General features: G+C 72.8%; 21 protein-coding genes and 2 pseudogenes. 11 read left to right on the top strand and 12 right to left on the bottom strand.

The genetic code is table 11. The features are described from left to right. Positions 1–36 precede the first annotated feature (36 nt). A complete protein-coding gene (locus tag AC6CKD_RS23930; protein WP_498329766.1) occupies positions 37–1,482 on the top strand; it encodes an MFS transporter in 1,446 nt (481 codons plus the stop codon). Positions 1,483–1,511: 29 nt separating this feature from the next. On the opposite strand, the gene AC6CKD_RS23925 is transcribed toward AC6CKD_RS23930, so the two are convergent. After that, positions 1,512–2,036, bottom strand: coding sequence for a hypothetical protein (locus tag AC6CKD_RS23925; protein ID WP_498329764.1), 525 nt, complete (start codon positions 2,034–2,036; stop codon positions 1,512–1,514). A 215-nt stretch (positions 2,037–2,251) separates the two neighbouring features. On the opposite strand from AC6CKD_RS23925, the gene AC6CKD_RS23920 reads away from it, so the two are divergent. After that, complete coding sequence (locus tag AC6CKD_RS23920; RefSeq protein WP_498329762.1) at positions 2,252–3,202, top strand: endonuclease/exonuclease/phosphatase family protein; 951 nt, start codon at positions 2,252–2,254, stop codon at positions 3,200–3,202. A 99-nt stretch (positions 3,203–3,301) separates the two neighbouring features. Further along, a complete protein-coding gene (locus tag AC6CKD_RS23915; RefSeq protein WP_498329760.1) occupies positions 3,302–3,916 on the top strand; it encodes a hypothetical protein in 615 nt (204 codons plus the stop codon). A 40-nt stretch (positions 3,917–3,956) separates the two neighbouring features. Here AC6CKD_RS23915 and AC6CKD_RS23910 read toward each other — a convergent pair whose 3' ends face one another. The 3 genes from AC6CKD_RS23910 to AC6CKD_RS23900 are packed head-to-tail and all read right to left on the bottom strand — an operon-like array spanning position 3,957 to position 6,418. Further along, on the bottom strand, positions 3,957–4,751 hold the full coding sequence (locus AC6CKD_RS23910) for an enoyl-CoA hydratase/isomerase family protein (protein WP_498329758.1): 795 nt from the start codon (positions 4,749–4,751) through the stop codon (positions 3,957–3,959). Next, positions 4,748–5,245 (bottom strand): Zn-ribbon domain-containing OB-fold protein, encoded by a 498-nt coding sequence (locus tag AC6CKD_RS23905; RefSeq protein ID WP_498330103.1) that lies wholly within the window; start codon positions 5,243–5,245, stop codon positions 4,748–4,750. The genes AC6CKD_RS23910 and AC6CKD_RS23905 overlap by 4 nt, the downstream gene beginning before the upstream one ends. Positions 5,246–5,266: 21 nt before the next feature. Beyond that, entirely contained in the window at positions 5,267–6,418 is a 1,152-nt protein-coding gene (locus AC6CKD_RS23900; RefSeq protein WP_498329756.1) for a lipid-transfer protein, read from the bottom strand. A gap of 958 nt (positions 6,419–7,376) precedes the next feature. Here AC6CKD_RS23900 and AC6CKD_RS23895 point away from each other — a divergent pair. Then, positions 7,377–8,975, top strand: a complete 1,599-nt coding sequence (locus AC6CKD_RS23895) for a FadD3 family acyl-CoA ligase (protein WP_498330101.1) — start codon at positions 7,377–7,379, stop codon at positions 8,973–8,975. Between the two features lie 38 nt (positions 8,976–9,013). Here the strand turns inward: AC6CKD_RS23895 and AC6CKD_RS23890 are convergent, their stop codons facing one another. Further along, on the bottom strand, positions 9,014–11,320 hold the full coding sequence (locus tag AC6CKD_RS23890) for an MMPL family transporter (RefSeq protein ID WP_498329754.1): 2,307 nt from the start codon (positions 11,318–11,320) through the stop codon (positions 9,014–9,016). Between the two features lie 220 nt (positions 11,321–11,540). Between AC6CKD_RS23890 and AC6CKD_RS23885 the strand changes: the two genes are divergently transcribed. Then, entirely contained in the window at positions 11,541–12,431 is an 891-nt protein-coding gene (locus AC6CKD_RS23885) for an AfsR/SARP family transcriptional regulator (protein ID WP_498329753.1), read from the top strand. Here AC6CKD_RS23885 and AC6CKD_RS23880 read toward each other — a convergent pair. Further along, positions 12,422–12,849 (bottom strand): annotated as a pseudogene (locus AC6CKD_RS23880) (nucleoside deaminase). The gene AC6CKD_RS23885 and the pseudogene AC6CKD_RS23880 overlap by 10 nt on opposite strands. Beyond that, positions 12,846–13,730, bottom strand: a complete 885-nt coding sequence (locus tag AC6CKD_RS23875; RefSeq protein WP_498329751.1) for an LLM class flavin-dependent oxidoreductase — start codon at positions 13,728–13,730, stop codon at positions 12,846–12,848. Before AC6CKD_RS23875 ends, AC6CKD_RS23880 begins: the two are co-directional and overlap by 4 nt. A gap of 94 nt (positions 13,731–13,824) precedes the next feature. Here AC6CKD_RS23875 and AC6CKD_RS23870 point away from each other — a divergent pair. Both AC6CKD_RS23870 and AC6CKD_RS23865 read left to right on the top strand, forming a co-directional pair. Further along, a pseudogene (locus tag AC6CKD_RS23870) lies at positions 13,825–14,259 on the top strand (Lrp/AsnC family transcriptional regulator); the annotation flags it as partial. A 152-nt stretch (positions 14,260–14,411) separates the two neighbouring features. Further along, positions 14,412–14,921 carry an allene oxide cyclase barrel-like domain-containing protein gene (locus tag AC6CKD_RS23865; protein WP_498329749.1) on the top strand — a complete coding sequence of 170 codons (510 nt, stop codon included), beginning with the start codon at positions 14,412–14,414 and terminating at the stop codon, positions 14,919–14,921. Positions 14,922–14,960: 39 nt separating this feature from the next. Here the strand turns inward: AC6CKD_RS23865 and AC6CKD_RS23860 are convergent, their stop codons facing one another. From AC6CKD_RS23860 to afsR, 4 genes are all read right to left on the bottom strand, one after another. Then, a complete protein-coding gene (locus tag AC6CKD_RS23860) occupies positions 14,961–15,662 on the bottom strand; it encodes a helix-turn-helix domain-containing protein (RefSeq protein WP_498329748.1) in 702 nt (233 codons plus the stop codon). Between the two features lie 353 nt (positions 15,663–16,015). Continuing rightward, positions 16,016–16,744 (bottom strand): class I SAM-dependent methyltransferase, encoded by a 729-nt coding sequence (locus tag AC6CKD_RS23855; RefSeq protein WP_498329747.1) that lies wholly within the window; start codon positions 16,742–16,744, stop codon positions 16,016–16,018. Between the two features lie 276 nt (positions 16,745–17,020). Continuing rightward, positions 17,021–17,215, bottom strand: a complete 195-nt coding sequence (locus AC6CKD_RS23850) for a hypothetical protein (RefSeq protein ID WP_478689740.1) — start codon at positions 17,213–17,215, stop codon at positions 17,021–17,023. Positions 17,216–17,436: 221 nt separating this feature from the next. Then, positions 17,437–20,601: an SARP-family global regulator AfsR gene (afsR, locus tag AC6CKD_RS23845; protein WP_498329745.1), complete on the bottom strand. Its 3,165-nt coding sequence runs from the start codon at positions 20,599–20,601 to the stop codon at positions 17,437–17,439. 262 nt (positions 20,602–20,863) lie between these two features. Between afsR and AC6CKD_RS23840 the strand changes: the two genes are divergently transcribed. The 4 genes from AC6CKD_RS23840 (at position 20,864) to AC6CKD_RS23825 (ending at position 23,957) form a co-directional block, all read left to right on the top strand. After that, positions 20,864–22,084, top strand: coding sequence for an amidohydrolase family protein (locus tag AC6CKD_RS23840; protein ID WP_498329743.1), 1,221 nt, complete (start codon positions 20,864–20,866; stop codon positions 22,082–22,084). A 224-nt stretch (positions 22,085–22,308) separates the two neighbouring features. After that, positions 22,309–22,548 carry a type II toxin-antitoxin system VapB family antitoxin gene (locus tag AC6CKD_RS23835; protein WP_498329742.1) on the top strand — a complete coding sequence of 80 codons (240 nt, stop codon included), beginning with the start codon at positions 22,309–22,311 and terminating at the stop codon, positions 22,546–22,548. Continuing rightward, positions 22,545–22,961, top strand: coding sequence for a PIN domain nuclease (locus AC6CKD_RS23830; RefSeq protein ID WP_498329740.1), 417 nt, complete (start codon positions 22,545–22,547; stop codon positions 22,959–22,961). Before AC6CKD_RS23835 ends, AC6CKD_RS23830 begins: the two co-directional genes overlap by 4 nt. 363 nt (positions 22,962–23,324) lie before the next feature. Next, positions 23,325–23,957, top strand: a complete 633-nt coding sequence (locus AC6CKD_RS23825; protein ID WP_498329739.1) for a trypsin-like serine peptidase — start codon at positions 23,325–23,327, stop codon at positions 23,955–23,957. Positions 23,958–23,985: 28 nt separating this feature from the next. Here the strand turns inward: AC6CKD_RS23825 and AC6CKD_RS23820 are convergent, their stop codons facing one another. Continuing rightward, on the bottom strand, positions 23,986–24,438 hold the full coding sequence (locus AC6CKD_RS23820) for an NUDIX hydrolase (protein ID WP_498329737.1): 453 nt from the start codon (positions 24,436–24,438) through the stop codon (positions 23,986–23,988). Positions 24,439–24,687 lie beyond the last annotated feature (249 nt).

The raw sequence follows: 24,687 nt of genomic DNA, 5'->3' as shown, positions 1-24,687 counted from the left end.
TGCATGGATCGATCGGTGCGGACGAATGGAGACACGGTGACCGAGCAGACACTGGCACCCCGGACAACCGGACAGCAGGCGGAACAAGCACCCGCCCGGGCCCTCGGCAAGGCCCCCTGGACCAGCCTGGTGGTGGTCGGCGTCGCCCAGTTGATGGTCATGCTGGACTCGACGGTCGTGAACGTGGCCCTGCCCTCGATCGGGGCCCGGCTGCCCGCCGACGAGACCGCCCTGCAGTGGACCGTCAGCGCGTACGTCCTGATGCTCGGCAGTCTGCTGCTCCTCGGCGGCCGCGTCTCCGACGTCCTCGGCCGGCGGCGCACCTTCGTCACCGGCCTCTCGGTCTTCGCCGCCGCCTCCGTGCTCTGCGGCACCGCCGGCAACCAGGAGCTGCTCGTCGCGGGACGCGCCCTCCAGGGCGCCGGGGCCGCCCTGCTCTCCGCGGCCGCCCTGTCCATCATCCTCGCGGTCTACCAGGACGAGGAGCAGCGCAAGATCGCCCTGACGGCCTGGAGCGGCCTCGGTGTGATCGGCGCGACCATCGGCGTGGTGCTCGGCGGTCTGATCGTCACGGCGATCAGCTGGCGCTGGGCCTTCCTGATCAACATCCCGGTCAGCATCGCCGCCCTCGTGGGCGCCCTGCGCGCCATGCCCGCCCTCCGTACGAACAGCGGCCGCACGCTGCGGCTGCCGTCGGCCGCCGTGTCCACGGCCGGACTCGCCGCCCTGTCCTTCGGCCTGATCCGGCTGCACGAGGGATTCGGCGACCCGACGGCCTGGATCAGCATCGCCGTCGCCGTGGTCCTGCTCGTGACGGTGACCTTCATGGAGATCGGCCGGGCCGACCCGCTCCTTCCGCTGCACCTGCTGCGCAAGCCCACCTACTGGCTGTCGAGCGTCGGCCTGCTCCTGGCGGCCGCCGTCATGATCAGCAGCTCTTTCCTGGCCAGCCTGTACTTCCAGCGGGTCCACGAGATGAGCGCCTTCGTGACCGGCCTCTCGCTGCTCCCCATGGGTCTGGCCGCCCTCCTCGTGGCGATGGCCGCGCCGGCGCTGGCGGGCGCGCTGGGCCTGGGCGGCATGTACGTGGCCGGGGCCGCGCTTCAGCTCGTCGGTACGGGTGTCCTGGCGACCGCCACCGACAGCGTCGCGCTGACCGTCGTCGCGCTGGCCGTCATCGGCGCCGGTCTGCCGGCCTGCTTCGTCCCGCTGTTCGGCATCGGCACGGCGCACGTCGAGCCGGCGGAGTCGGGCGTCGGATCCGGGCTGCTGAACACCTTCAACGAGATCGGCGCCGCCCTCGGCATCGCCGTCATCGGCACCATCCTCATGACCTCGGTGGACAGCGGCCTCCAGGGCGGGGATCCGGTCGCGACGGCGACCACCGCGGGCGTCGGCAACGGCTTCCTCGCCCTGGCGGTGTGCTCCGCCGTCGCCCTGGTGATCGCCTTCGTGCTGCGGTCGCTGACCCGCGCGCGCTGACCCGCGCACGCTCCCGTGTGGGGACCGGCCTACGTGTGGTCCTGTGGCGGGGTCGGCCAGGCCGACGGGGGCTGGGGATGGGCCGGGTCCTCGGCCGGGTCCGGTTCCGGCTCCGGGGCGGTCCGGTCGCGGCGGCGGGGGCGGCCGCTCATCACGGCCGCCGCGAGGATGAGCAGCGCGCCGGCGCCGAAGGCGTTGGCGAGGCCGTCGCCGAGCCCCGTGCCGTCGCCGCCGACCGAGAGGCTGCCCGCGGCCTGGCCCTGGCGGACCATCCAGAGCACGGCGAAGCCGAGGACGACGACCCCGGAGAAGGCCATGAGCAGCCGGGAGCGCAGCACGATCGCGACCAGCGCGAGCAGGGCGGCGAAGAGGAAGGGCAGCAGGAGCGAGCCCAGCAGGACGGCCTTGGCGTCGGTGATTCCGGCGGCGGTGAAGAGCTCCTGGATGCGGTAATCGCGCCCGTGACGGCCGTCGTACCAGGCACGGAAGGGGCTCCAGACGGCGGCCGTCGCTCCGATCAGGCCCAAGAGCGAGCCGAGTACGTTGCGGATCATGCCCGGCCCTCCGGGGGAGTGGGTCTGGATCTCGATCCCGACGCTACGCCCGCCCCCAAGTCCCCGCACGCGGGGCCCGACCATGACCCGCCGTGCGGCAGAGGAACACCGGGACTGTCTGAGGCCGTCCGGAGACCGATGGCTAAGATCGCTGAGCCGTTGTCTCAGGTGCCCGAACAGGGGCACCTCGCGGCATATGAGGGGGACTCTCAAAAATGAGAAAAGCGATATTCCGGGGCTTCGTGCTGAGCGTGGCGAGCGTCCTGCTGGCGCCGGTCGGTGCCGCCCAGGCCACCACGGACACCACGACGACACCGAAGACGTACAACGTCTGGCAGTGGAACGTGTCAGGGCACGAGATCAACAATGGCGTGGCCGTCGCGACGGACCCGGCCGCCATCACGATGGTGGAGCAGGCCGTTGACTCGATCATCAATCGGGGGGCGGACTTCGCCGCCTTCAACGAGCTGTGCGAGAACCAGTACTCCGAGATCATCAAGCAGTTGCGGGACAGGAACTGGCCCGTCGAGGGCAACGACAGCTTCGCCCGCTTCGCGGCCAGTCGCCCGGCCGGTACTTCGATCTGCGGCGGCCACGCCTTCGGCAACGCCATTTTCAGCAAGAAGAAGCTCGGTACTGCCGAGCGCACCCTCCTGCCCGAGCCGGTCGGTTCGCCCGCAGCCCGGACCCTGCTGTGCGCGCCTCTGACCGACGGATCGGACACGGTGTTCTGCACCACGCACATCACCACGGAGCTGACCCACAAGAGCCTTCAGCTGCAAACCGTCCTCGCCAAGCTGGACACCTACGGCGCGCCGATCGTCGCGGGCGACTTCAACACCCAGCCGCATCACGCGAAGCTGAACAGCTACTACTCGGCGAACGTCGACACGGCCTACAACACCGGCAACGCCGGTGCCTACCGTGAACTGGACGACGCGGACAGCACCCACTGCCTGGGGCACGGAGAGGCGACGACCGACGGGGTCGAGGGCGCCAACCCGTGCGGAACCAACAGCAAGGTCGACTTGATCTTCGTGCGTGAGACCACCCTCGCGACGCCGGGCTCGTACAGCGCGGACTCGCTGGCGATCTCCACGGCGTGCACCGGTTTGGCCGCCTGCTCGGACCACCGCGTCCTGACCGGCACGGTCACCGTGAAGTAGCCCGTAGGGGAACACCGGGACCGGCCGCCCGACCGCCTGACTGCCGACCGGACCCCCCTGATAGCGTGCCGCGTTGTTCAACGGGGAGAGGGAGCGGTCATGGTGGTCACAGGGCGTCGGATCAGGGTCACGGCGGTACTGGTGGGCGTGGTGCTCGCGCTGTCGGGGTTCTCCTCGACGGAGGCCAGCGGCAAGGGCAAGAGCAAGAGCAGCGGCGGCGGGTGCTCCAGCTCCAAGAGCAAGTCGAAGTCGAAGTCGAAGAGCTACGGAGGCTCCGGCAGCGGGTCCGGCAGCGGCTCGACGGCTTCGGCCACCCCCACCGCGACCCGGCCCTCCGCCCACGCCGAGGTCGTCACCTGCGCCGGCCCGGGCCGGCCGAAGGCCACGCTCAAGGTCACGTCCGACGCGGTCAACGGGTACACCTTCCGTGTCCCGCTGGTCTTCGAAGGCGCGTCCGGCCGGGTCGACTCCGGCTCCGTGGACCTCGCGCTCAAGGCGGGCGAGAGCCGCACGGTCGAGCTGCCGATGACGAGCGCGGCCAAGGCGGGCGAGGTCACGCGCTGCACGGTGGGCACGATCCAGACCCTCTCGACCGCGTCGCCCACCCCCGCGTCGACGTCCACCGCCGGGACCACGGGGTCCACCACCGGCGGCACCACCGGCGGCAAGACCACGAGCACGCCGAAGCCCAGGTCCACGAAGAAGACCCGGTAGTGCCGGCGGGGGCCGTCGCAAGCGGCCCCCGCCCGGCGCCTCAGCGGATCCGGGGCTCCGGTCCCGCCCCGCGCCGCCCGGCGAACAGCTCCGCCTGTCGTTCGGGCGGCAGGTTCCCCAGCGCGATCAGCCCCGGAGCCTGCGCCAGCGCCTGCTGGAGCGCGGCCTGCTTCGCCGCCCACAGGGACCGTACGGTGCCCTGCACGGCCTCCGTCGGGAAGCCGGCCAGCGTCCCGGCCGCCCGCAGGGCCGCCGGGAGCAGCACGTCGGGCTCCGCCAGCTCCGAGACCAGGCCGATCTCGTAGGCCCGCCGCGCGGAGAGCCGTTCCGCCGTGCCCATCAGGGACATCCGGGCGGCCTCGCCGAAGGGCATGCGCTGCGCCATGTAGATCGCCTCGTAGGCGCTGACCATCCCGTAGCTGGTGTGCGGGTCGAAGTAGGTCGCGGACGCGGAGGAGATGATGAACTCCGACTCGCCCAGCAGGTAGAACGCCCCGCCGCAGGCCATTCCGTTGACGGCGGCGACCACCGGCTTCCACAGGTCGTTCGCCTTCGGGCCGATGGCGACGAGCGGGTCGTCCACCGAGTACGGCGAGGAGGGCTGGGGCACCTCGACGCCCCGGTCGATGCCGGTGCAGAAGGCCGCCCGGCCGGCGCCCGTCAGCACGATCGCCCGTACGTCGTCCTCGTAGCGGAACTCCCGCCAGACCCTCGCCAGTTCGGCGGCCGTCGCCAGGTCGATCGCGTTGTGTTTGCGCTCCCGGTCCAGGGTGACGACCGCGACACCGGTGGCGCCCTCGACGTGCCGCTCCACCCGCACTCCCGGACCGGTCACGTCTTCTCCAGCACCCAGCGCGGCACCGCGATCCCGCCCGTCTCGGTGAACACCACCTGGACCCGCGCGCCGATGCGCAGCCGCGCCGGGTCCATCGAGTCCAGCGGGGCGTCGGCGGAGGTGACGAGGTTCCCGACGAGGCGGATCCGCGGGGCGTCGGCCAGCTCCACGAGGATCACGTTGTACGGGGCCTGCGCGGCGTACGCGGGCAGCAGCGGCGGGTGCGGCTGTACGTACGACCAGATCCGGCCCCGGCCGCTCATCAGGCGCCATTCGGAGTCGAAGGACCGGCAGTGCGGGCAGCAGGGGCGGGGCGGGAAGCGCGGTTTCCCGCACTCGGGCTCCGCGCAGGCCTGGACGCGGAGTTCGCCCCGGGCCGCGTACTCCCAGAAGGGGGCGCCGTCTCCGTCGGGGACGGGGAGGAGGAGCTCGTCGGCGGGCGTCGCGGGCGTCACGGGCTTCGCCGGGGTCGCGGGCGCGGTGGTGGGCTGCATCGTCATGGATTCCTCAGCTCCTCAGGCTCGCAGCAGGATCGCGGACGTCGGGACACCCTCGCCCGCCGTCACCAGGCAGGTCGCGGCGTCGGGCACCTGGGCGGTGGAGACGCCTCGGAGCTGCTTGACGCCCTCGTTGATCAGGTTGAAGCCGTGTACGTAGGCCTCGCTGAGGCCGCCGCCGCCGGTGTTGATGGGGAGCCGGCCGCCGATCTCCAGGGCGCCGCCCTCGGTGAAGGAGGCGCCTTCGCCGCGTCCGCAGAAGCCGTAGCCCTCCAGGGAGAGCGGGATGAGGGGGGTGAAGGCGTCGTAGATCTGGGCGACGTCCACGTCCTGGGGCCCGAAGTCGGCCTGCTTCCAAAGGTGTCGGGCGGCGGTCCAGGCGGGGCCGGACAGCGGGTCGTCGTTCCAGTAGTTGACCATGCCGTGGTGCTGGGAGGGCAGGCCCTGGGCGACGGAGTGCACGTAGACGGGCTTCTGCCGGCAGTCGCGGGCGCGCTCGGCGCTCACGATGACGCAGGCCAGCGCGCCGTCGGTCTCCAGGCAGTTGTCGAAGAGGCAGAGCGGGTCGCTGATCATGCGGGCGGTCATGTACATCTCGCGGGTCAGCGGGCGCTCGTACATCATGGCGGCCGGGTTCTCGTTGGCGCGGTTGCGGCAGGCCATCGCGACGTTGAAGAGGTGGTCGCGGGTGGCGCCGTACTCGTGCATGTAGCGGCGGGCCAGCATGCCGATCTCGTCGGCGGGGCGCAGCAGCCCGAAGGGGCGCGTCCACTGGCCGGGGGTGGGGAGCTGGACGGCCGTGTTCTTCCACGGGCGCGGCCCCGAGCCGCGCTTGCGGGAACGCCAGGCCACGCCGACGGTCGCCTGGCCGGTGGCGACGGCGGCGGCCAGGTGGCCGACGGTGGCGCAGGAGCCGCCTCCGCCGTAGCCGATCTTGGAGAAGAAGGTGACGTCGCCGGCGCCGATGGCTTTGGCGACCTCCACCTCGTCGGTCTCCTCCATCGTGTAGGAGGAGAAGGCATCGACCTCGGACGGGTCTATCCCCGCGTCGTCGAGCGCCGCGAGAATGGCCCGGCAGGCCAATTCTTTTTCGGACTGCGGCAGTTGTTTGGCAAAGGCGGTCTGCCCGATGCCGACTATCGCCGTAGCGTCCTTGAGCGTTGCCGCCATCGCCACCTCCGGGGTGCACCAGTACTGACAGCCGCGAAGGCTACAGCTAATCTGACGGATAGTCAGCTACTGGTGTTGCAGGGAGGGGCGGACGATGGCCGAGGACGCACACGGGCGCGCCGACACGACGGGGCGGTCCCCTGGGCCGGGGGCAGGGCGGGGCCGGGAACCGGGCCCCCGGACCGGTGCCGGTGCCGGTGCCGGCTCCGTGGCCGCCACCACCGGTCCGGGCGCCGAGCCCCGCCCCGGGCCCGCGCCCGGCGCCGCCGCCGCAACCGAGCGCGAGCCGCGAGCGGTGCCTGCCCCGATGGCCGGGGCCGGCTCCACGTCGGGGCCGGGCTCCGCTACGGGCTTCGGCTCGGGCTCGAGGTCCGCCTCTGGCTCCGCCGTGGCCTCCGCGGCCGGGTCCGGCACCGGGGTCGTGGCCGCCGCCGGGCGGGAGTCGGGAGCGATGTCTGCTCCGATGGGCGGGGCCGGCTCCGCTACCGGGGCCGTGGCCGGCGGTGCCGCCGGGCAGGAGCCGGGAGCGGTGTCTGCCCGGATGGGCGGAGTTGGTTCTGCGTCAGGGGCGGGCTCCGCTACTGGGACCGTGGCCGGCGCTGTCGCCGGGCGGGAGATGGGAGCGGTGTCTGCCCCGATGGGCGGGGTCGGCTCTGCCTCGGGGTCTGTCTCCGGCTCTGGCTCCGTCGCCGCAGCGGAGGGCCTGCCGGGTTCGGGGCGCCCGACGGACTCGGTGCGCCCTTCCGGCCCGACGGTCTGGGCCGCCCCGGCGGGTGCGGTGGCCCCGGCCGACCCGGCGGGCCCGGCCGACCCGGCGGCTCCGGCCGCCCCGGCGGCTCCGGCCGACCCGGCGGCTCCGGCGGCTCCGGCGGCACCGGTGGCCCCGGCGGCTCCGGCCGACCCGGCGGGTGCGCTCGGCGCGGCGGCTCCGGCGGCTCCGGCCGGCCTTGGGGAAGGCCTGCGGGGGGACCTCGCGTGGAGCAGCATCGGCGGTCTCGTCCGTGACGCCGCCGCGCGCTACGCCGACCGCGAGGCCGTCGTCGACGGCCGGGTCCGGATCGATTACGCGCAGCTCGGCGAGCGTGTCGAGCGGGCCGCCGCCGCCTGCATGGCCGCCGGGGTGGAACCGGGGGACCGGGTCGCCGTGTGGGCGCCCAACACCCTCGAATGGATCGTCTCCGCCCTCGGCGCCGTGTCCGCCGGAGCGGTCCTCGTCCCCCTCAACACCCGCTTCAAGGGCTCCGAGGCCGCCTACGTCCTCCAGCGCAGCCGCGCCCGGCTCCTCTTCGTCACCGGCACCTTCCTCGGTACCTCCTACGTCGCCTCCCTGCGCCGGGCCGCCGCCGAGGGCGAGGGCTCCGGCCCGCTGCCCGGCCTGCCCCACCTGGAACAGGTCGTCGTCCTGTCCGAGGACGCCCCGGACTCCTTCCGCACCTGGAAGGAGTTCCTGGCCGGCGGCGACTCCGTATCCGCCGAGGCGGTCCGCGCCCGCACGGAGGCCATCCCCGCCCACGCCCCGTCGGACATCATCTTCACCTCCGGCACCACCGGCAGCCCCAAGGGCGCCGTCATCACCCACGCCCAGTCCCTGCGCTGCTACGAGGTCTGGAGCGAGCTCGCCGGACTGCGCGAGGGCGACCGCTACCTGATCGTGAACCCCTTCTTCCACACCTTCGGCTACAAAGCCGGGGTCATCGCCTGCCTGATGCGCGGGGCCACGATGGTCCCCCAGCCCGTCTTCAACGTCGACACCGTCCTCGCCAACATCGCCGCCGAGCGGATCTCCGTACTCCCCGGACCGCCCACCCTCCACCAGTCCCTCCTCGACCACCCCCAGCGCGACCACCACGACCTCTCCGCCCTGCGCCTGGTCGTCACGGGCGCGGCCGTGGTCCCGCTCCAGCTCGTCGAACGGCTCCGCGGCGAGCTGCACATCGGCACCGTCCTCACCGCGTACGGGCTCTCCGAGGCCAGCGGCATCGTCACCATGTGCCGCCGCGGCGACCCGGCGGAGATCATCGCCTCGACCTCGGGCCGCGCCATCCCGGGGACGGAGGTCAGGGTCGTGGACCAGGACGGCGGGCGGCAGCCCACCGGCCGGGCCGGGGAGGTGTGGGTGCGCGGCCACAACGTCATGCGCGGCTACTTCGAGGACCCGGCCGAAACCGCCGAGGCCATCACCCCCGAGGGCTGGCTCCGCACCGGCGACGTAGGCGTCCTGGACGCCGACGGGAACCTGCGCATCACCGACCGGATCAAGGACATGTTCATCGTCGGCGGCTTCAACGCCTACCCCGCCGAGATCGAGCAACTCCTGGGCCTGCACCCCGACATCGCCGACGTCGCCGTGGTCGGCGTCCCCGACCCGCGCCTGGGCGAGGTCGGCAAGGCGTACGCGGTCCGCCGCCCCGGGGCGGTCCTCACCGCCGACGACCTGATCGCGTGGTCACGGCGGGAGATGGCCAACTACAAGGTCCCGCGCGAGGTGGAGTTCGTCTCCGAACTCCCGCGCAACGCGAGCGGAAAGGTACTCAAACGCGAACTCCGCATCCGCTGACGGCGGGAAGGCGGGCCTGCGGGACGGCCGCCCCGGCCTCACCGCCGAGACCCGTGCGCAAGCCGGCCCGGCGCCTCGCCGGGGGCGGCGGCAGCCGGGCTCTCGGCGAGGCCGAACCGGGCGTGCAGTGCGCGCAGCGGGGCCGGGGCCCACCAGTTGGCCCGGCCGGCCAGCCGCATCGAGACCGGTACCAGCACCGCCCTGATCAGCGTGGCGTCGATGAGGATCACCGCGACCATGCCGATGCCCAGCATCTTGAGGAAGACGATCCCGGAGGAGGCGTACGTGGCGAACGAGGCCGCCAGGACGACCGCCGCCGAGGTGATCAGCGGGCCGCCGCGCTCCAGGCCGAGGGCCACCGCGGCGACGTTGTCGCCGGTGCGGTCGTACTCCTCCTTGATCCGCGACAGCATGAACACCTCGTAGTCCATGGAGAGTCCGAAGGCGGTGCAGAACATCAGGATGGGGATGCTGGGCTCGATGGAGCCGCTCGGCGTGAAGCCCAGCGCCCCGGACAGGTGTCCCTCCTGGAAGATCCAGACGAGGACCCCGGCCATGACCCCCATGCTGAGGATGTTGAGGACGATGGCCTTGGCCGGCAGGAGCAGGCTGCCGGTCATCAGGAACAGGACGAGGAAGGTGGCCGCCAGGATCAGCCCGAACACCAGGGGCAGCCGGTCGGTCAAATCGGTCCGGAAATCACGGAGTTCGGCGGGATAGCCGCCGATCTGCGCCCCGGGGGCCGTCGTACGGATGCCGGAGAGGAGCCGGTCGACGTCCTGGTCCAGGCCGCGGTGCGTGGCGACCACGGAGTACCAGGTGCTCTGCTCGCCCGCGAACCTGGCGGCGGAGCCGTTCGGTCCGGCGATCTTCCGGCCCCCGGAGTACGACCCGGTGAGCGCGTCGACCTGGTGGACGGCGGGGATCCGCGACAGACCCAGCGCCGTGGCCTCGATCGCGGCCCTGCTCTCGGCCCCGTTCACGGCCTCGTTCGCGGCGCCGCCCGGCAGGCCGGGCTGCAGGACCTGGATCGCGTCCATCTCCTCCGCGGCGAAGCCGTCGCGGATCTCCTGCTGCACCACCCGGCTGGACACGTGCGCGGGCAGTACCCGCTCGTCCGGCAGGCCGAAAGTCAGCCCCAGCGTCGGCGAGGCCAGGCCCAGCAGCAGCACCAGCGCGGGAATCCCGTACAGCAGCGGCCGGCGCATCATGCGCAGGGCCGTGCCGTGCCACCACCCCCGGCCCCCGCCGCCCCCGCCGCCACCGCGGCCTTCCGCGGGCCGGCGGGCGACCCGCCGGCCCAGCCGGGCCAGCGCGGCGGGCAGGACCACCAGGGCCGCGAACACCGAGGTGAGGACCGTGGCGATACCGGCGTACGCGAACGAGCGCAGGAAGGGGAACGGGAAGAGCAGCAGGGCGGCCAGCGACAGGACGACGGTGAGACCGCTGAACGCGACCGTGCGTCCCGCACCGGCGACCGCGTGCTCGACGGCCTCGGCGGCCGAGCGCCCGGACAGCAGCTCCTCACGGAACCGGTTGATGACGAAGAGGCTGTAGTCGACCCCGAGCCCGATGCCCATCACCAGGGCCAGATTGGCGGCGAACGTCGAGACGTCGGCCACGTACGTGATCCCGCGCAGCAGCGCCAGCGAGGTGACCACCGAGAACAGACCCATGCCGAGGGTGAGGAAGGCGGCCGAGAAGCGGCGGTAGACGGCGAACAGCAGGAGCAGTACCAGCGGGAAGACGATCAACTCGGCGCGCAGGAAGTCCTTGCGCGCCTGCTCGGCGGCCTGCCGGAACACCTCGTCCCCGCCGCCGACCCGGACCGACACGAGGGCGCCGTCCCGGGTGAAGGCCGGCGAGATCTCCGCCAGCCGGGTCCGGGCCTCGGTCACCGTGCCCGACATCCGGGCGGTCACCAGGGCCTGCCCGCCGTCGGTGGAGCGCATGGCGGGCGAGCTGCCGCGCGACCAGTACGAGGCGACCTCGGCCACCCCGTCCTGCCGGGCCAGTTCCTGCTCCAGGGCGCGGCCCTCGGCCGCGACCGCGGGCTCGTCCACGGTGCCGCGCCCGGCCGTGACCATCAGCAGCACGCCGGGCGTGCCCGTCCCGAACTCCTCCTCCAGGACGGCCCTGGTTCTCAGCGACTCGGAGCCGGGACTCTCGAAGCGGCTCAGGACCAGCCGGTCCATGGTGCCGGCGGCCAGCACCAGACCCAGTACGGCGAGCGCGACCCCGGCCCACACCAGGAGCCGGGACCGGGCGGCGGCCAGCCGCCCCCACCGGCGCAGGGCGGGAGGGCGCTCCGCAGGGCGCACCTCGGGGCGGACCGGACCGTTCATCGTTGACTCCAAGGTGCGACAGGAGGCGGGAGGGGAGAGAGGGGAGGAGAGGTGTCGCACCACGATGGCGGGAGGGCTTTCACGAGCCGCTGGACCGATCGCTGACCGTCCTGCGGACCGCCGTTCGTCAGAACCGGCTGGTAATGCCTAGCGTCTGTACGAAGGGCGCAAGGCGAAGGGCGAAGGCGAAGGGCGAAGAGGCTCACATGGGGGAGGGAAGATGTCGGGTGTGCTGCTGCGCGAGCGCGGCTTTCCGGGTGGCGGGGGCCAGGACAGCGAGGGCCAGGGCGGCGGGGGCCAGGGCCCGTCGGGGCTGAGCTTCCGCCTGCTGGGCCCGCTCCGGGTCCGGCGCGCGGAGCAGGTGCTGGAGCTCGGCCCGCCCAAGCAACAGGCGCTGCTGGCCGTACTGTTGCTCAGGCCGGGCCTGGAGACCGGCGTGGACCAGCTGATCGAGGCGCTCTGGGGCGGCGAGTACCCGGCGTACGCCAAGAACCTGATCCAGAAGTCCGTCTCCGGACTCCGCGCCCTGGGCGTCGGCCTGGACTGGTCGGGCGGCGGTTACCGGTTGGACGTGGCCGGCTGCGAGGTGGACCTCTACACGTACGAGAAGCTGGCGGCGGCCGGTATCGCCGCGGTGCGCGCGGGCGAGATCCACGAGGCGGCCCGGCTGCTCGAAGAGGCGCGCACGATGTCCACGGGCCCGCTCGCCGAGGGCCTCGACGGGCCCATGCTGGAGCGCGAACGGCTTTACCGGCACGAGCGGTTCCTCGCGGACATGGAGGTGCGGGCCGAGCTGGAACTGGAGCTGGGCGGGCACCGCGACGCCGTGCCCTACCTCCATTACGCGGTGCACAAGTACCCCATGAGGGAACGCTTCCTGTGGCTGCTCATGCTCGCGCTCTACCGCTCGGACCGCGGCAACGAGGCACTGACCGTCTACGCCGACCAGCGCGCCCGGGTCGTCGCGGAACTGGGAGTGGAGCCGGGCCGGGCGCTGCGCTCGCTCCAGGCGGGACTGCTGTCCCAGGACCCGGAGCTGATGGTGATGTCCGTACTGCGACCGGACGGCCGGCGGCGGTCCAGCGGCGGCACCGCGGACGCTCAGCGGTAGTACGGCTCCACCGCGGCCCGTACCTCGGCGTGCAGCGCGGGCCCGTCCACCGGTACGGCCGGCCGCTGGCCGGCCTGACGTCCAGGAGCTGTTCGCCGGACAGTGCGAACACCACCCGCCCCAGCCCCGCCTGCCGGATGACCGGCTCGCACATCCCGCACGGCTCGCAGCTGGTGTACATCGTGGTCCGGGCCGCGGTGGCCGAGTCCAGCTCCCGGGCGGCCCACCGTGCGAGCTTCAACTCCGGGTGCGCGGTGACGTCCCGGTCGGTGAGGGTCGTGTTGCGCTCCTCCGCCAGCACCGTTCCGTCGGGCCCGGCCAGCAGCGATCCGAACGGCGGGTTGCCGCTCTCGCCGGCCTCGGCCGCGAGGGCGATGGCCCGCCGCAGGAGGGCGTGGTCCCCGGTCGTGACACTCATGACGACTCCGTTCCGCTGTCTCGTCCGTCTTCGCGGGTCTCGGCGAGCCCGAGGCCCGCGGCCACCGTGGCGAGAGCCTGTCGGCCCCTCTGCGGATGGCGCGTCTCGTCGGGGTCGCCGCCGTAGTGGTCGAGTACGACGGACTCGGCTCCCAGGAGCCGCAGTTGCTCCAGATCGTCCATGATCTGGTCGATGGTCCCCTCCCCGGCCGCCCGCTGCGGCCCCGTGACCGGAGCCGAGGTGACCTTGAGGGCGATGCGGGGCGCCAGCGCGGGCACGGGCAGGCCCTGCTCGTCCGCGTAGGCGGCCAGCCTGCCGGTGGCCTCGCGCAGCCAGGGCAGCGTGGGGCGCAGCGGATGCCACGCGTCCCCGAGCCGCACGGCCCGGCGCAGCCCCGCGTCGCTGTTGCCGCCGACCCAGACGGGGATCCGTAGGGTCCCGTAGTCGGCGGTGTCCTTCCAGGCGGCCCGCACCGCCCGAAGGTGCTCGTCGGTCAGCCGTCCCCGCTGCTCGAACGGGATCCCGAGGGCGGCGAACTCCTGGCGCGCCCAGCCCACCCCCACCCCGAGGACGAACCGCCCGCCGCTGAGCTGGTCCAGATTGGCCGCCATGCGGGCGGTGAGCAGCGGGTGCCGGTACGGGGCGATGAGTACGGTCGTGCCGAGCCGGATCCTGCTCGTCAGGCCGGCGAGCCAGGACAAGGTGGTGAAGGGCTCGTAGAAGGGCGCGGGATAGCGTTCGGCGACATCGGGCGTGACGGCGATGTGGTCCGAGAGCATCAGCAGGTCGAAGCCCAGGCCTTCGACGGTCAGGGCCGCGTCACGCAGGGCTCCGGGGTCGGTACCCGGGCCGAAATTGAGGATGTTGACTCCGATCTTCACACCGTCGAGCCTAGCCAGCGGGCCCGTACCGCCTGAAGGGATTCCTCCCTGTTCAGAGCCGGTTCGGCCGTGGATCCCCCGGTAATCTCGCCGGATGACCGAGAATCTCGACGCGACGGACTGGGCGATCCTGAACGAGCTCCAGCAGGACGGCCGTATCGCCTTCACGGAGCTGGCGCGCCGGGTCAACCTGAGCCCGTCGGCGACCACGGAGCGGGTACGCCGCCTGGAGGCGGCCGAGGTGATCACCGGCTACCGCGCGGAGGTCGATCTGGAGCGCACCGGATACATGGCACTGGCCGTGGTCCGCCTGAAGTACCCGGGAACCCGCCACGAGCCGCTGCACCGGCTCCTCGCGGAGCGGCCGGAGATCCTGGAGTGCCTGCGCACCACCGGGGACGACTGCTACGTCCTGAAGGTGGCGGCGACCTCGATGGCCCAGCTGGAGCACACGGTCGACGCCCTGGCCCAGTTCGGCAGCACCACCACCAACCTCGTCCTCAGCCGCCCCCTCCCCTTCCGCGGCCCGAGGGCCGGTGCGCGGGCCGCCTCCGGCCCCGGGCTGGTCCGATCGGTCGGATCTGCTGGTGGGTCGCGCAGGGACACTCCGGGTGTCGGCGGAGCCGGGGCTATGAATGGGTCATCTGACCATCCGTGAGCCTCAACCTCAGGAGCCACACGATGCGCCCCATCAGAGCGACCCTTCTCGGCACGGCCACCGCGCTGGCTGCCCTTCTCGCCTGCGCCCCGGTCGCGTCCGCCATCGCGACGGACGACGATTCCGCCCGTGACAAGGGCAAGGACAAGGTCATCACACTCACGGGCAAGCTCGCGGAGCAGTCGCGCTTCCCCGTCAATCCCGGCGGCGCCGCCGCCCAGGGCGACCGGACGGTCTTCCGCTCGCTCCTCTTCGACAAGGACGGCAACCAGGTCGGCGAGACCGGCGGAACCTGCACGACCACCCGGGTCGACAACGGCGGAGCGGAGACGTGCGTCGTGACCTACACCCTCCCGGGCGGACAGCTCACCGTGCAGGGGATGGTGTTCGGCCACCTCGTCCCGGGCCCGCCCCCTTCGTTCGACAACGCGATCACCGGCGGCACCGGCAAGTACGACCGGGCTCGGGGCTCGATCCACGCCGACACGATCGCTCCGGGCGAGAGGCGCTTCACGATCGACCTCCAGCGCTGACGGTCCCAGCCGCTGCCGCTGCCGCTGCCCGATGAGGGCCTAGGAGCTGCAGCCGTTGCAGGTCCCGGGCCCGTCGGGGCTGCGGTACGCCAGCTCGCACTTCGTGCAGTTCACGAAGGGGTCCGGTGCTACGAAGGCGGGCGCGCGGGCCAGCGGCACCAGCGGCGGTGGCAACTGGGCCGTGAGCCGGTGGGCGATCAGCCCGGCCGGATTGCGCAGCCCTTCCGGCAGCCGTGCGGACAACGCGTTGACCAGCGCCTCCACCCCGGCCCCGCGCTCCAGCCAGGCCTCGACGCCACCCGCGAGGTACCGGACGTCCCGCTCCCCGAGCAGCAGCCGCGGATCGACCCGCCGCAACTCCGCGAGCACCTCACAGGCGAGCCGGTGCCGCCCGGGGTCGCCCCGCTCCCGGGGCGCAGGCAGCCGACTGCCGGAGGCGGAGTCCCCGGCCGTGGACTCCGCCTCGGGCGTGCTCGCGGTGGCGTGCTCTGCCGAGGCCTCCGCCTCGGGCTCTACGGGCGCCTCCGCCTCAGGCTCTACCTCCGCCTCCGGCTCTACTTCCGCCTCCGGCTCTACCTCCGGCGGCGGTGGCGGAGGGGGCCCTGCGGAGGGACCCGCCGGAGGGACGCCGCGACCGTGGCCACGGCGTGCGGCGACGACAACGGCGGCCCGGGGGTGGTTGTAGGACACCGTACGGGTGACGATCCGCCCGCCCGGCAGGCTCTCCAGAGACCGGTCCAAGTATCCGAACGCCACCAGTTCCCGCGCCCGTTGGCGATAGAGGCTCCCCGAGCGGAAGCCGCTTGACCAGGTCCTTGATGCCGATGGGTGTACCGGTGTAGATCCCCAGGATCCGCGCGACCGCCGACATGTCGGGATGCTGGATGAGGTCGTTGCTCACCACCGTGAACCGCCCGGTGAGCCGGACGTTGGCGTGCCGAACTCCGCGACCCGGCAAGACCACGCTCCCACCCGAGTTCGACCCGACGGGCGTGCCGTCACCGGCCCGGCCCGGCCCGGCGGGGGCGAGGCGAGGGCGGTCGCGAAGTCGGTGACCTAGCCGCACCGCGTCGGGCAGCTGCTCATCAGCGGAGTCAGCCCGGCCGCCGCGCCAGGACCAGCCGCCAGCTCGGCGTTCCGTCCGGCCGGCGGCCGAAGTGGTGCAGGGGGAGCGTCTCCACCGTGAAGCCCGCCGCGCGGAGGTCGGTGCGGACGGGGCCGAAGGGGAAGGTGCGGTAGTACATGACGAACGGGGGGCGCCAGACCGCGTTGCGCACGCGCATCACCGCGTCGAAGCCCGACAGGGCCCACCAGGCCGGGCGGCTCGGGCCGATCGGGGCCCCGATCGGGAAGGCGAAGACCCCGCCGGGGCGCAGGGCACCGTAGACCCCGGTGAAGACCGCGGGGCGCTCGGACGGGAGGAAGTGGCCGAAGGCGCCGAAGCTGACCGCCAGGTCGTACGAGTCTGCGAGCGCGGCGGGCAGGGCCCGCGCGTCGGCCCGCAGGAGGTCCACCCGCTCCTCGGGGTGGGCGAGCCGGGCCTCGGCGAGCATGCCCGCGCTCAGGTCCACCCCGGTCACCCGCCCCCGGCACAGCCGCCGCAGCATGCCGAGGCCCGCGCCCGTACCGCAGCAGACGTCGAGTCCGGCGCCGAAGGGGCCCTCGTGGCGGGCGAGCGTCTCCTCGACCGCGTCGAGCATCCGGTCGGGGGTGCGGAAGGGGGTCCGGTCGAACTTGGGGGCCAGCAGGTCGTAGCCCCGCTCGATGGAGGACAGGCCCTGTACGGCCAGTTCGCGGAGGGTCGGGCCCTGGGAGGTGAACACACGGTCAGCCTAGTCAGCGGGGGCGCGGGAGGGCCGCATTTCGGGCCCTTCGGCCCCGGGCGGCCAGAGCCCCGGCCGCTCCGCTGCGCGGTCGACCCGCACGCGCACGTACGGCGGCCGCGGTGGTCCCCCTCCTGGCCACCGCGGCCGCCGTCCCCCCGTGCACCCCGTTGGTCCCCCGTGACCCCCGGTCCCCCGTGGTACGTCCGTGCCGTACGACCCGGCCCCCTGGCCCCCCCCGGGCCCCCCGTCCGGGTCGTACGCGTTCTGGTGGGCCTACGGCCGCGGCGGCCCGGACACGTGGTTGTCGAGCGACACGATGTCCTCGCCGGAGACGTGGTTGTCGAGCGGCTTGGCCGGCGTGCCCGAGGTGAGGTCGTCGGCCGGCTTGGGCGCAGTGGCCGGGACGGCCGGGTCGTCGAGCGACGCGAGGTCGGCGGCGGTCGGCAGAGTGTTGTCGTTCGTCGTCATCGGATCTCCTGATGGATGGGTCGGGCCCGTTCGGCGATTCCCCCGCGGACCGCCGAACGGGTGGTCCTCCAGCCGACCCGGTCTGCCCCCCGACACGCCGAGTCGATGAACCCCATCGTGGCCGGAGGCGATAAACGAACGATGAACGTGCCGTTCAGTTCGTGAGGAGCCCTGCGCGGCCCTGCGGAGCCCTGCGCGGCCCGAAGGCCCCGCAGGCGGCCTCAGGCGGCGATCTCCGCAGCCAGCAGCGCCCGTACCTCGCCCAGCTCCGGCGACCCGAGCTGCGCGAACACCACCTCGGCGTCCCGCCAGCACACCCGCGCCCGGTCCCGCTGCCCCAACTGGCGCAGTGCGCGGCCCAGTACGGTCAGCACCGTGGCGCGGCGCCACTCGCCGCCGATGCCCCGCAGCGCGATGGCCTGTTCCGCGTGGGAGGCGGCCAGCGTCGGGCGGCGCGCGGCCAGGTGGACCTTGGCGAGGCGGAAGTGCGTCACGCCCTCCCACAGCGGCTGCCGGTTCTCGTGGAACAGCGTGAGCGCCTTGCTGAGCTGGGAGTGCGCCTCGGAGAGCCGGTCGGCCTTGGTGAGGGCGATGCCCAGCGCGTAGCGGCCGTTGGCCAGGCGCAGGGTGAGTCCCATCCGGTCGTAGATGGCGATGCCCTGCTGGGCGAGTTCTATGGCGCTGGCGAGGCGGCCCTGCTCCACGTGGATGCGCGAGAGGTTGCACAGGGCGCTCGCTTCGCCCACGTGGTTGGAGTCGGCCCGGAAGTTGTCGATGGCCTCCAGCAGGTACCGTTCGCCGTCCTCGTAGCGCCCCTCGTAAATGGCGCTGATTCCGCGGTCGTTGGGCGCCCAGCAGCGGGACAGCGGGTCCCCGGCGGTGCGGGCCAGCACGGTGGCCTGGCGGGCTTCGTCATCGGCCTCGGAGAACCGGCCCGCGACCAGGTGGGTGTTGGTCAGCGTGGTGCGGGCCCGGCCCTCGGAGTACGGGTCCCGCGCGGCGTGCGCGGCGTCCCGCAGCGCGGTCGCGGCCGACTCGTACTGCTTGGAGTTGGCGCCCGATTCCGCGAGGTCCTTGGCCGCCAGCAGCAGGTCCACGGCCCGGCGCAGCAGGTCCTCCCGGCCCGGGCGCCGCGCGGCGGCCTGCCGTACGCAGGCGAGCAGCGGGTCGGCCTCGGCGTACAGCCAGTCCTGGGCGGAATGCGGCTCGGTGAAGACGAGTCCGGGGTAGCGGGTGGCCGACAGGTGGGCCACGAGCCGGTCGCCGGGCCGCTCCAGGCCGTACACGCCGGTGGCGGTGGCCAGGTAGAAGTCCAGCACCCGGTCGAGGGCGGCGTCGCGCGCGCTCGGCGGCTGCTCGTCGCGCTCGGCGCAGGCACGCGCGTAGAGGCGTACGAGGTCGTGGAAGCGGTAGCGGCCGGGCGCGGCCGATTCGAGGAGGGAACAGTCCACTAAGGCTTCGAGCAGGTCCTCCGTGTCGTGCTCCGGCCGGTCGATTACGGCGGCTGCCGCCGCGAGGGAGATGTCCGGCCCGTCGGGCAGCCCCAGCAGGCGGAACGCGCGCTGCTGGGCGGGCTCCAACTGGCCGTAGCCCAGCTCGAAGGTGGCCTTGACGGCGAGGTCGCCGGCCTGGAGCTCGTCCAGGCGGCGGCGCTCGTCGGCGAGCTTGGCGGCGAGCACGGAGACGGTCCAGGTGCGGCGGGCGGCGAGCCGGGAGGCGGCGATGCGGATGGCGAGCGGCAGGAACCCGCAGGCGCCGACCACGTCGAGTGCGGCCTGGCGCTCGGCGCCGACCCGCTCGGCCCCGACGATCCGGGTGAACAGTTGGAGGGCCTCGTCGGGGCTCATCACGTCGAGGTCGACGAGGTGCGCGCCGGCCAGGCCGGCCATGCGGACGCGGCTGGTGACGAGGGCGGCGCAGCCCGCGGTGCCCGGCAGCAGCGGGCGGACCTGGGCGGCGTCGCGGGCGTTGTCGAGGAGGACCAGGACGCGGCGCCCGTCGAGGGTGGAGCGGTAGAGGGCGGCCCGTTCGGCGGGGGAGTCGGGGATGGAGGAGTCGGGGGTCCCGAGGGCGCGCAGGAAGGAGCCGAGGACGGCCTCGGGCTCGGCGGGGCGGGCTTCGGTGCCCTGGAGGTCGACGTAGAGCTGGCCGTCGGGGAAGTGCGGGCGGGCGGCGTGCGCGACGTGCACGGCGAGGGTGGTCTTGCCGACGCCGCCGATGCCGGCGAGGGCGGAGACCGCCATCACCTGGCCCTCGGCGCCCGTGAGGATCTCGCCGAGGTCCCGGACGAAACTGGAGCGGCCGGTGAAGTCGGAGACCGTGGCGGGCAGTTGGGCGGGCCTCACGTGTACGGGCGCGGCGGCCGGTGCCGGGTCCTCGGCGCGGGCGAGCTCGGAGTCGGCCCGCAGGATGCGCTGCTGGAGCTCGGCGAGTTCGGGGCGCGGGTCGACGCCGAGTTCGTCGGCGAGGAGCCGGCGGGTGTCGGCGTACACGGCGAGGGCCTCGGCCTGGCGGCCGCTGCGGTAGAGGGCGAGCATCAGCAGCTCGCGCAGCCGCTCCCGCAGGGGGTGGGCGGCGGTGAGGGCGGTGAGCTCGGAGACGGCCTCGGCGTGGTGGCCCAGCTCCAGGTCCAAGTCGAGTCGGGTTTCCAGCAGTTGGAGGCGCCACTCGGCGAGCCGGGTGCGCTCGGTGTCGGCGTGCGGCCCGGGTACGCCGGCCAGCGGTTCGCCGTCCCATACGTCCAGGGCGCGGGCCAGCAGCGTACGGGCGAGCGCGCGCTCGCCCTGGCCGGCGGGGGTGCGGGGGGTTCCGGGGGCCCCGGGGACGCCCTTGGCGGTGCCGGAGCGGGGGGCGGAGCCGGACCCGGAGTCCTTCGCCTTGCCGGCGCGCGCGGCCTCGGCGTCGGCGGCGAGGGCCCGGGCGATGCCGAGGTCCAGGGCCTCGGGGTGGGGCAGGCGGATCGCGTAGCCGCCGGACTCGCTGACGAGGAGCCCGGGTTCGAGGATCTTGCGGAGGCGGGAGGCGTACGTACGGATGGTGGCGAGGGCCTGCTGCGGCGGGTCCTCGCCCCAGATGGCGTCGATGAGTTCGGGTGCCGTGGCGGTACGGCCCTCGCGGAGCAGGAGCACGGCGAGCAGCGCCCGCTGCTGCGGGGTCCCGGTACTCAGCGCCTCGCCGCCGCGCCAGGCCCGGATGGGCCCGAGCACGGAGAACCGGTTGCCTCCGGTGGCGGAGGGCGGCTGGGTCCCGTTGACGGCTTCGTCGGCTCTGGCTTCCGCGGCGGGCGCTGCTTCGACTCCGACTCCGGGCCCGGCGGCTGTGGCAATGGCGGTGTCACCGGACTCGGGGTGGTTCCGCTGGTGCGGGATGGCCGGTGTGCCGTCCATCTGGTCTCCCCCCTGCCTTCCCTAGGTGTAAGGGCCAGTCTGCCCTGTGTTGCGCGTACACGTCAGTCCGTAACGGACCCAGTCCTTACGGATCCGGGGCCCGGTCCTCACGGATCCGTGGCCTGGTCCGCGCGGATCGGGCACCTGGTTCGTCGGATCGGGCACCCGGTCCGTGCGGATCCGGTGTCCGGTCCGCGCGGATCGGGCATCCTGCACCGCCCAACTAGCTGACGGTTCGTCAGATTGGCGCTACCGTGAGGGCATGGAGACCTTCCCGAAGATCATCTCGGTGGACGACCACACGGTTGAGCCCCCCAACGTCTGGCGGGACCGGCTCCCGTCCAAGTACCACGACGTCGGCCCCCGGGTCGTCCGCGCCCCGCTGAAGGAAATGACCTTCCTCGGAGGCAAGTTCGCCCCCGTCATGGGAGCGAAGGGCGACGACGGCCCGATAGGCGACTGGTGGGTGTACGAGGACCTGCACCGACCCCTCACCCGCCTCGACACGGCCGTCGGCTACGACCGCGACGAGATCAAGCTCGAAGTCATCACGTACGAGCAGATGCGCCCGGGCTCCTTCTCGGTTCCCGAGCGGCTCGCCGACATGGACGTCAACCACGTCCAGTCCGCCCTCTGCTTCCCGACCTTCCCGCGCTTCTGCGGCCAGACCTTCACCGAGGCCAAGGACCGCGAACTCGGCCTGCTCGGCGTGCGCGCGTACAACGACTGGATGGTGGAGGAGTGGTGCGGCCCCGACGCCGCCGGCCGCCTCATCCCGCTCACCCTCATCCCGCTCTGGGACGCCCGCCTCGCCGCCGCCGAGGTCCGGCGCAACGCGGCGCGCGGGGTCCGGGCCGTCGCCTTCTCGGAGATCCCGCCCCACCTCGGGCTCCCCTCCATCCACACGGACGAGTGGGACCCCTTCCTGGAGGCGTGCAACGAGACCGGCACGGTCATCGCCATGCACATCGGCTCCTCCTCGCGCATGCCGTCCACCTCGGCGGACGCCCCGCCGGCCGTCGGCTCCACCATCACCTTCGCCAACTGCTGCTTCTCGATGGTGGACTGGCTGATGAGCGGGAAGTTCGAGCGCTTCCCAAACCTCAAGATCATGTACGCGGAGGGCCAGATCGGCTGGATCCCGTACATCCTGGAGCGCGCGAACGTGGTCTGGGAGGAGAACCGCGGCTGGGGCGGCGTCGCCGACAAGGTGCTGCGCCCCCCGTCGGAGCTCTTCGCGGAGCACGTCTTCGGCTGCTTCTTCGACGACGCCTTCGGACTGAAGAACCTGGACTCCATCGGCGTGGCCAACGTCCTCTACGAGACGGACTACCCCCACTCCGACTCCACGTGGCCCAAATCCCGGGAGGTCGGCGAGTCCCAGATGGGCCACCTGGCCCCGGACGTGGTGGACCGCATCGTCCGCGGCAACGCGATCGACCTCCTGAGCCTCACCCCGGAGGGCCTCTGGCCCGGGGCGTAGCGGGCCGCGCCCGCCCGTGGATGGCCCCGCCCGGAACCACTCCGGGCGGGGCTGTCCTGTCCGTCGGTGAGTGTCGATGGGTGTCGATGGGTGTCGATGGGCGGACCGGCCCTGTGGGCGGCCGGAAGGCGGGGCTGACTGCAGAAACGATATCTCTTGACGTCGATCTTGATATCGTTTAAGTGGACAGGGGCTGATCGGCCCCCTCGCTGAGGAGGTTCACGATGGCCAGAACCGTGATCGACGTCGATGACGCCCTGCTGGCGGAGGCCGCCGAGCTCTTCGGTACGAAGACGAAGGTGGCGACGGTGAACGCGGCCCTTCAGGACGTGGTCAACCGACGCAAGCGGGAAGACTTCCTGAACTGGATCGCCGAGGGTGGGCTGCCCGACCTGACGGGCCCGGTCGAGCCGGCCGCGGAGGCCTTCGCGGAGGCTGAGCACGTTCAGGACAGGGCGGCATGAGCGAGCGCTTCCTGATCGACAAGTCTGCTCTCGCGCGCTATCCCAAGCCGGCCGTGCACAAGGTCGTTTTTCCGCTCCACGTGGCGGGAGTCCTTGCCGTGTGCGGAGCCGTGGAAATGGAAGTGATGTACAGCGCCCGCTCGAAGGCCGATGCGGAGCGGATCCGCAAAGGCATGGGCGCCTTCGACTGGCTCCCCACTCCCGACGAGACGTGGGATCGGGCCTTGGCCGTGCAGAGACAGCTCATCGAAGCGGGCAACTGGAAGGCGCTCTCGCTCCCGGACCTGATCATCGCGGCGACGGCCGAACGGCATGGAGCCACGGTCCTGCACTACGACGGCGACTACGACATGATCGCCAAGGTCACCGGACAGCCGGTGCGATGGGTCGTCCCGCCCGGCACAGCCGACTGACGGACCGGGCTGGGGCAGGCTGAGGGTGGCGGGGCCTGGTCTCGCGTCCGCCCTTGCGGCAGTCGCCGCGGGCAGGGCAAGCTCCGCCGGAGCAAATCGGGGAGGTTGCCTGCGATGGACAAGCGGACCGTGGTGACCGCTGTGCTGTGCGCGGTGGCGGCGCTGGGCGCGTCCGCGGCCATGACGAAGGTGGTGCCGGCCGATGACGGCAAGGCCCCCGTCCATGCGAACGGGGCTCCTTCGGTGACGCCGTCACCTGCTCGTCCGTCGCCGTCGCCGTCGCCGTCGGTATCGGTATCGGTATCGGATTCATCATCAGCGGAGCAGGCTCAGCGGCCCGATGGTCAGACCCCCGTACCGGCGGTGTCGCCTCCCGCGCCGGGCGGGCCCGCGGCCTTCGCCGGGGCGCTGTTCGAGGGCGAGGTGACCGGTGCCCATTTCTGTACGGCGACCGTCGTGCACAGCCCCGGGCGGAACCTGATCGTCACCGCCGGCCACTGCCTGCTCGCCGGCCGGGCCGCCGGGGGCGGAGCCTCCTTCGTACCCGCATACGCGGACGGGCGAGCCCCGTACGGTACGTGGAAGATCGCGGAGGTCTTCGAGGATCCGCGCTGGTCGGCCGGGGCGAACGACGACTACGACCTCGCCTTCGCCCGCCTCGCTCCCGACGCCTCGGGCCGCCACATCGAGGACGTCACCGGCGCCGCCGTCCTGGACACCACGGGCCGCACGGACGAGCAGGTCACGGTGACCGGCTACCCGGCGGACCGCAAGGTCCCGCGCACCTGCCTGTCCCGCGCGGTCCGGCTGAGCGCAACGGAACAGCGCTTCGACTGCGCGGACTTCCCGGGCGGCACGAGCGGCAGCTCGTGGATCGCCGGCGACGGGAAGATCATCGGCGTCCTGACCGGCGGGGAAACGGACGACGTCTCGACGAGCACGATCCTGACCGGCTACGCGGCCGAGCTGTACGCACGGGCGACCGGCCGCCGGTGAGCCGCCGCTCAGCCCGCCGGGCGGCTGATCAGGCGAGGAGTCCCAGGTGGACGGGGTCGGCGGGGGCCTCGTCGAGCAGCTCGGCGAGGCGCGGGGGCCACAGCGGTTCGCCGAGGGTGGCGAGGTTCAGCGGGGACAGCCACCGCCAGTGGGCCTCGGGGTACTCCGGTACCGGATCGCGGTGCGGGCCGGTGGTCACGTAGATGTGCTCGTGCTGGCGTACGGGGATGCCCTGATGGGTGAAGTCGTGCTCCCAGGTGCAGAGCAGCCGCTCCGGCTCCAGGTCCGTCCAGCCCGTCTCCTCCCGCAACTCCCGCCGCACGCACTCCTCGGGCGTCTCCCCGGGATCGATGCCACCGCCGGGCGGCAGCCAGTGGACGCCGACTTCCACGTTGTTCTCGCGGAACAGGAACACCGATCCAGCCGGGTTGAGGACGACGATTCTCGCTGCCTGACGTGGAGTTCGAGGTGAAGTTCGCATCAGACCAGCGTACGACGGGGGGTGCGGGGGGCGGGAGGGTTCGGATGGCAGCGAGGGGCCGGGTCGGAGTCGGCCAGGGCGATCAGAGGAAGCGGGACGGCGGAGGCCCGTCCCAGGCGGGGGAGCGCTTCTGGGTGAAGGCCCGCGCGCCTTCCGCGGCGGCGGTGGTCGCGAACACGGGCGTGCTGAGCGGGTCCTGGACGGAGTAGGCGGCGTGGCCGGGCGGGGGTGAGGGGGTGAGGGAAGTCG

This window comes from Streptomyces sp. GQ60 (assembly GCF_059758875.1).
Note: the sequence above shows the minus strand (reverse complement) of the source record. Positions and strands in the feature narration are given on the sequence as shown.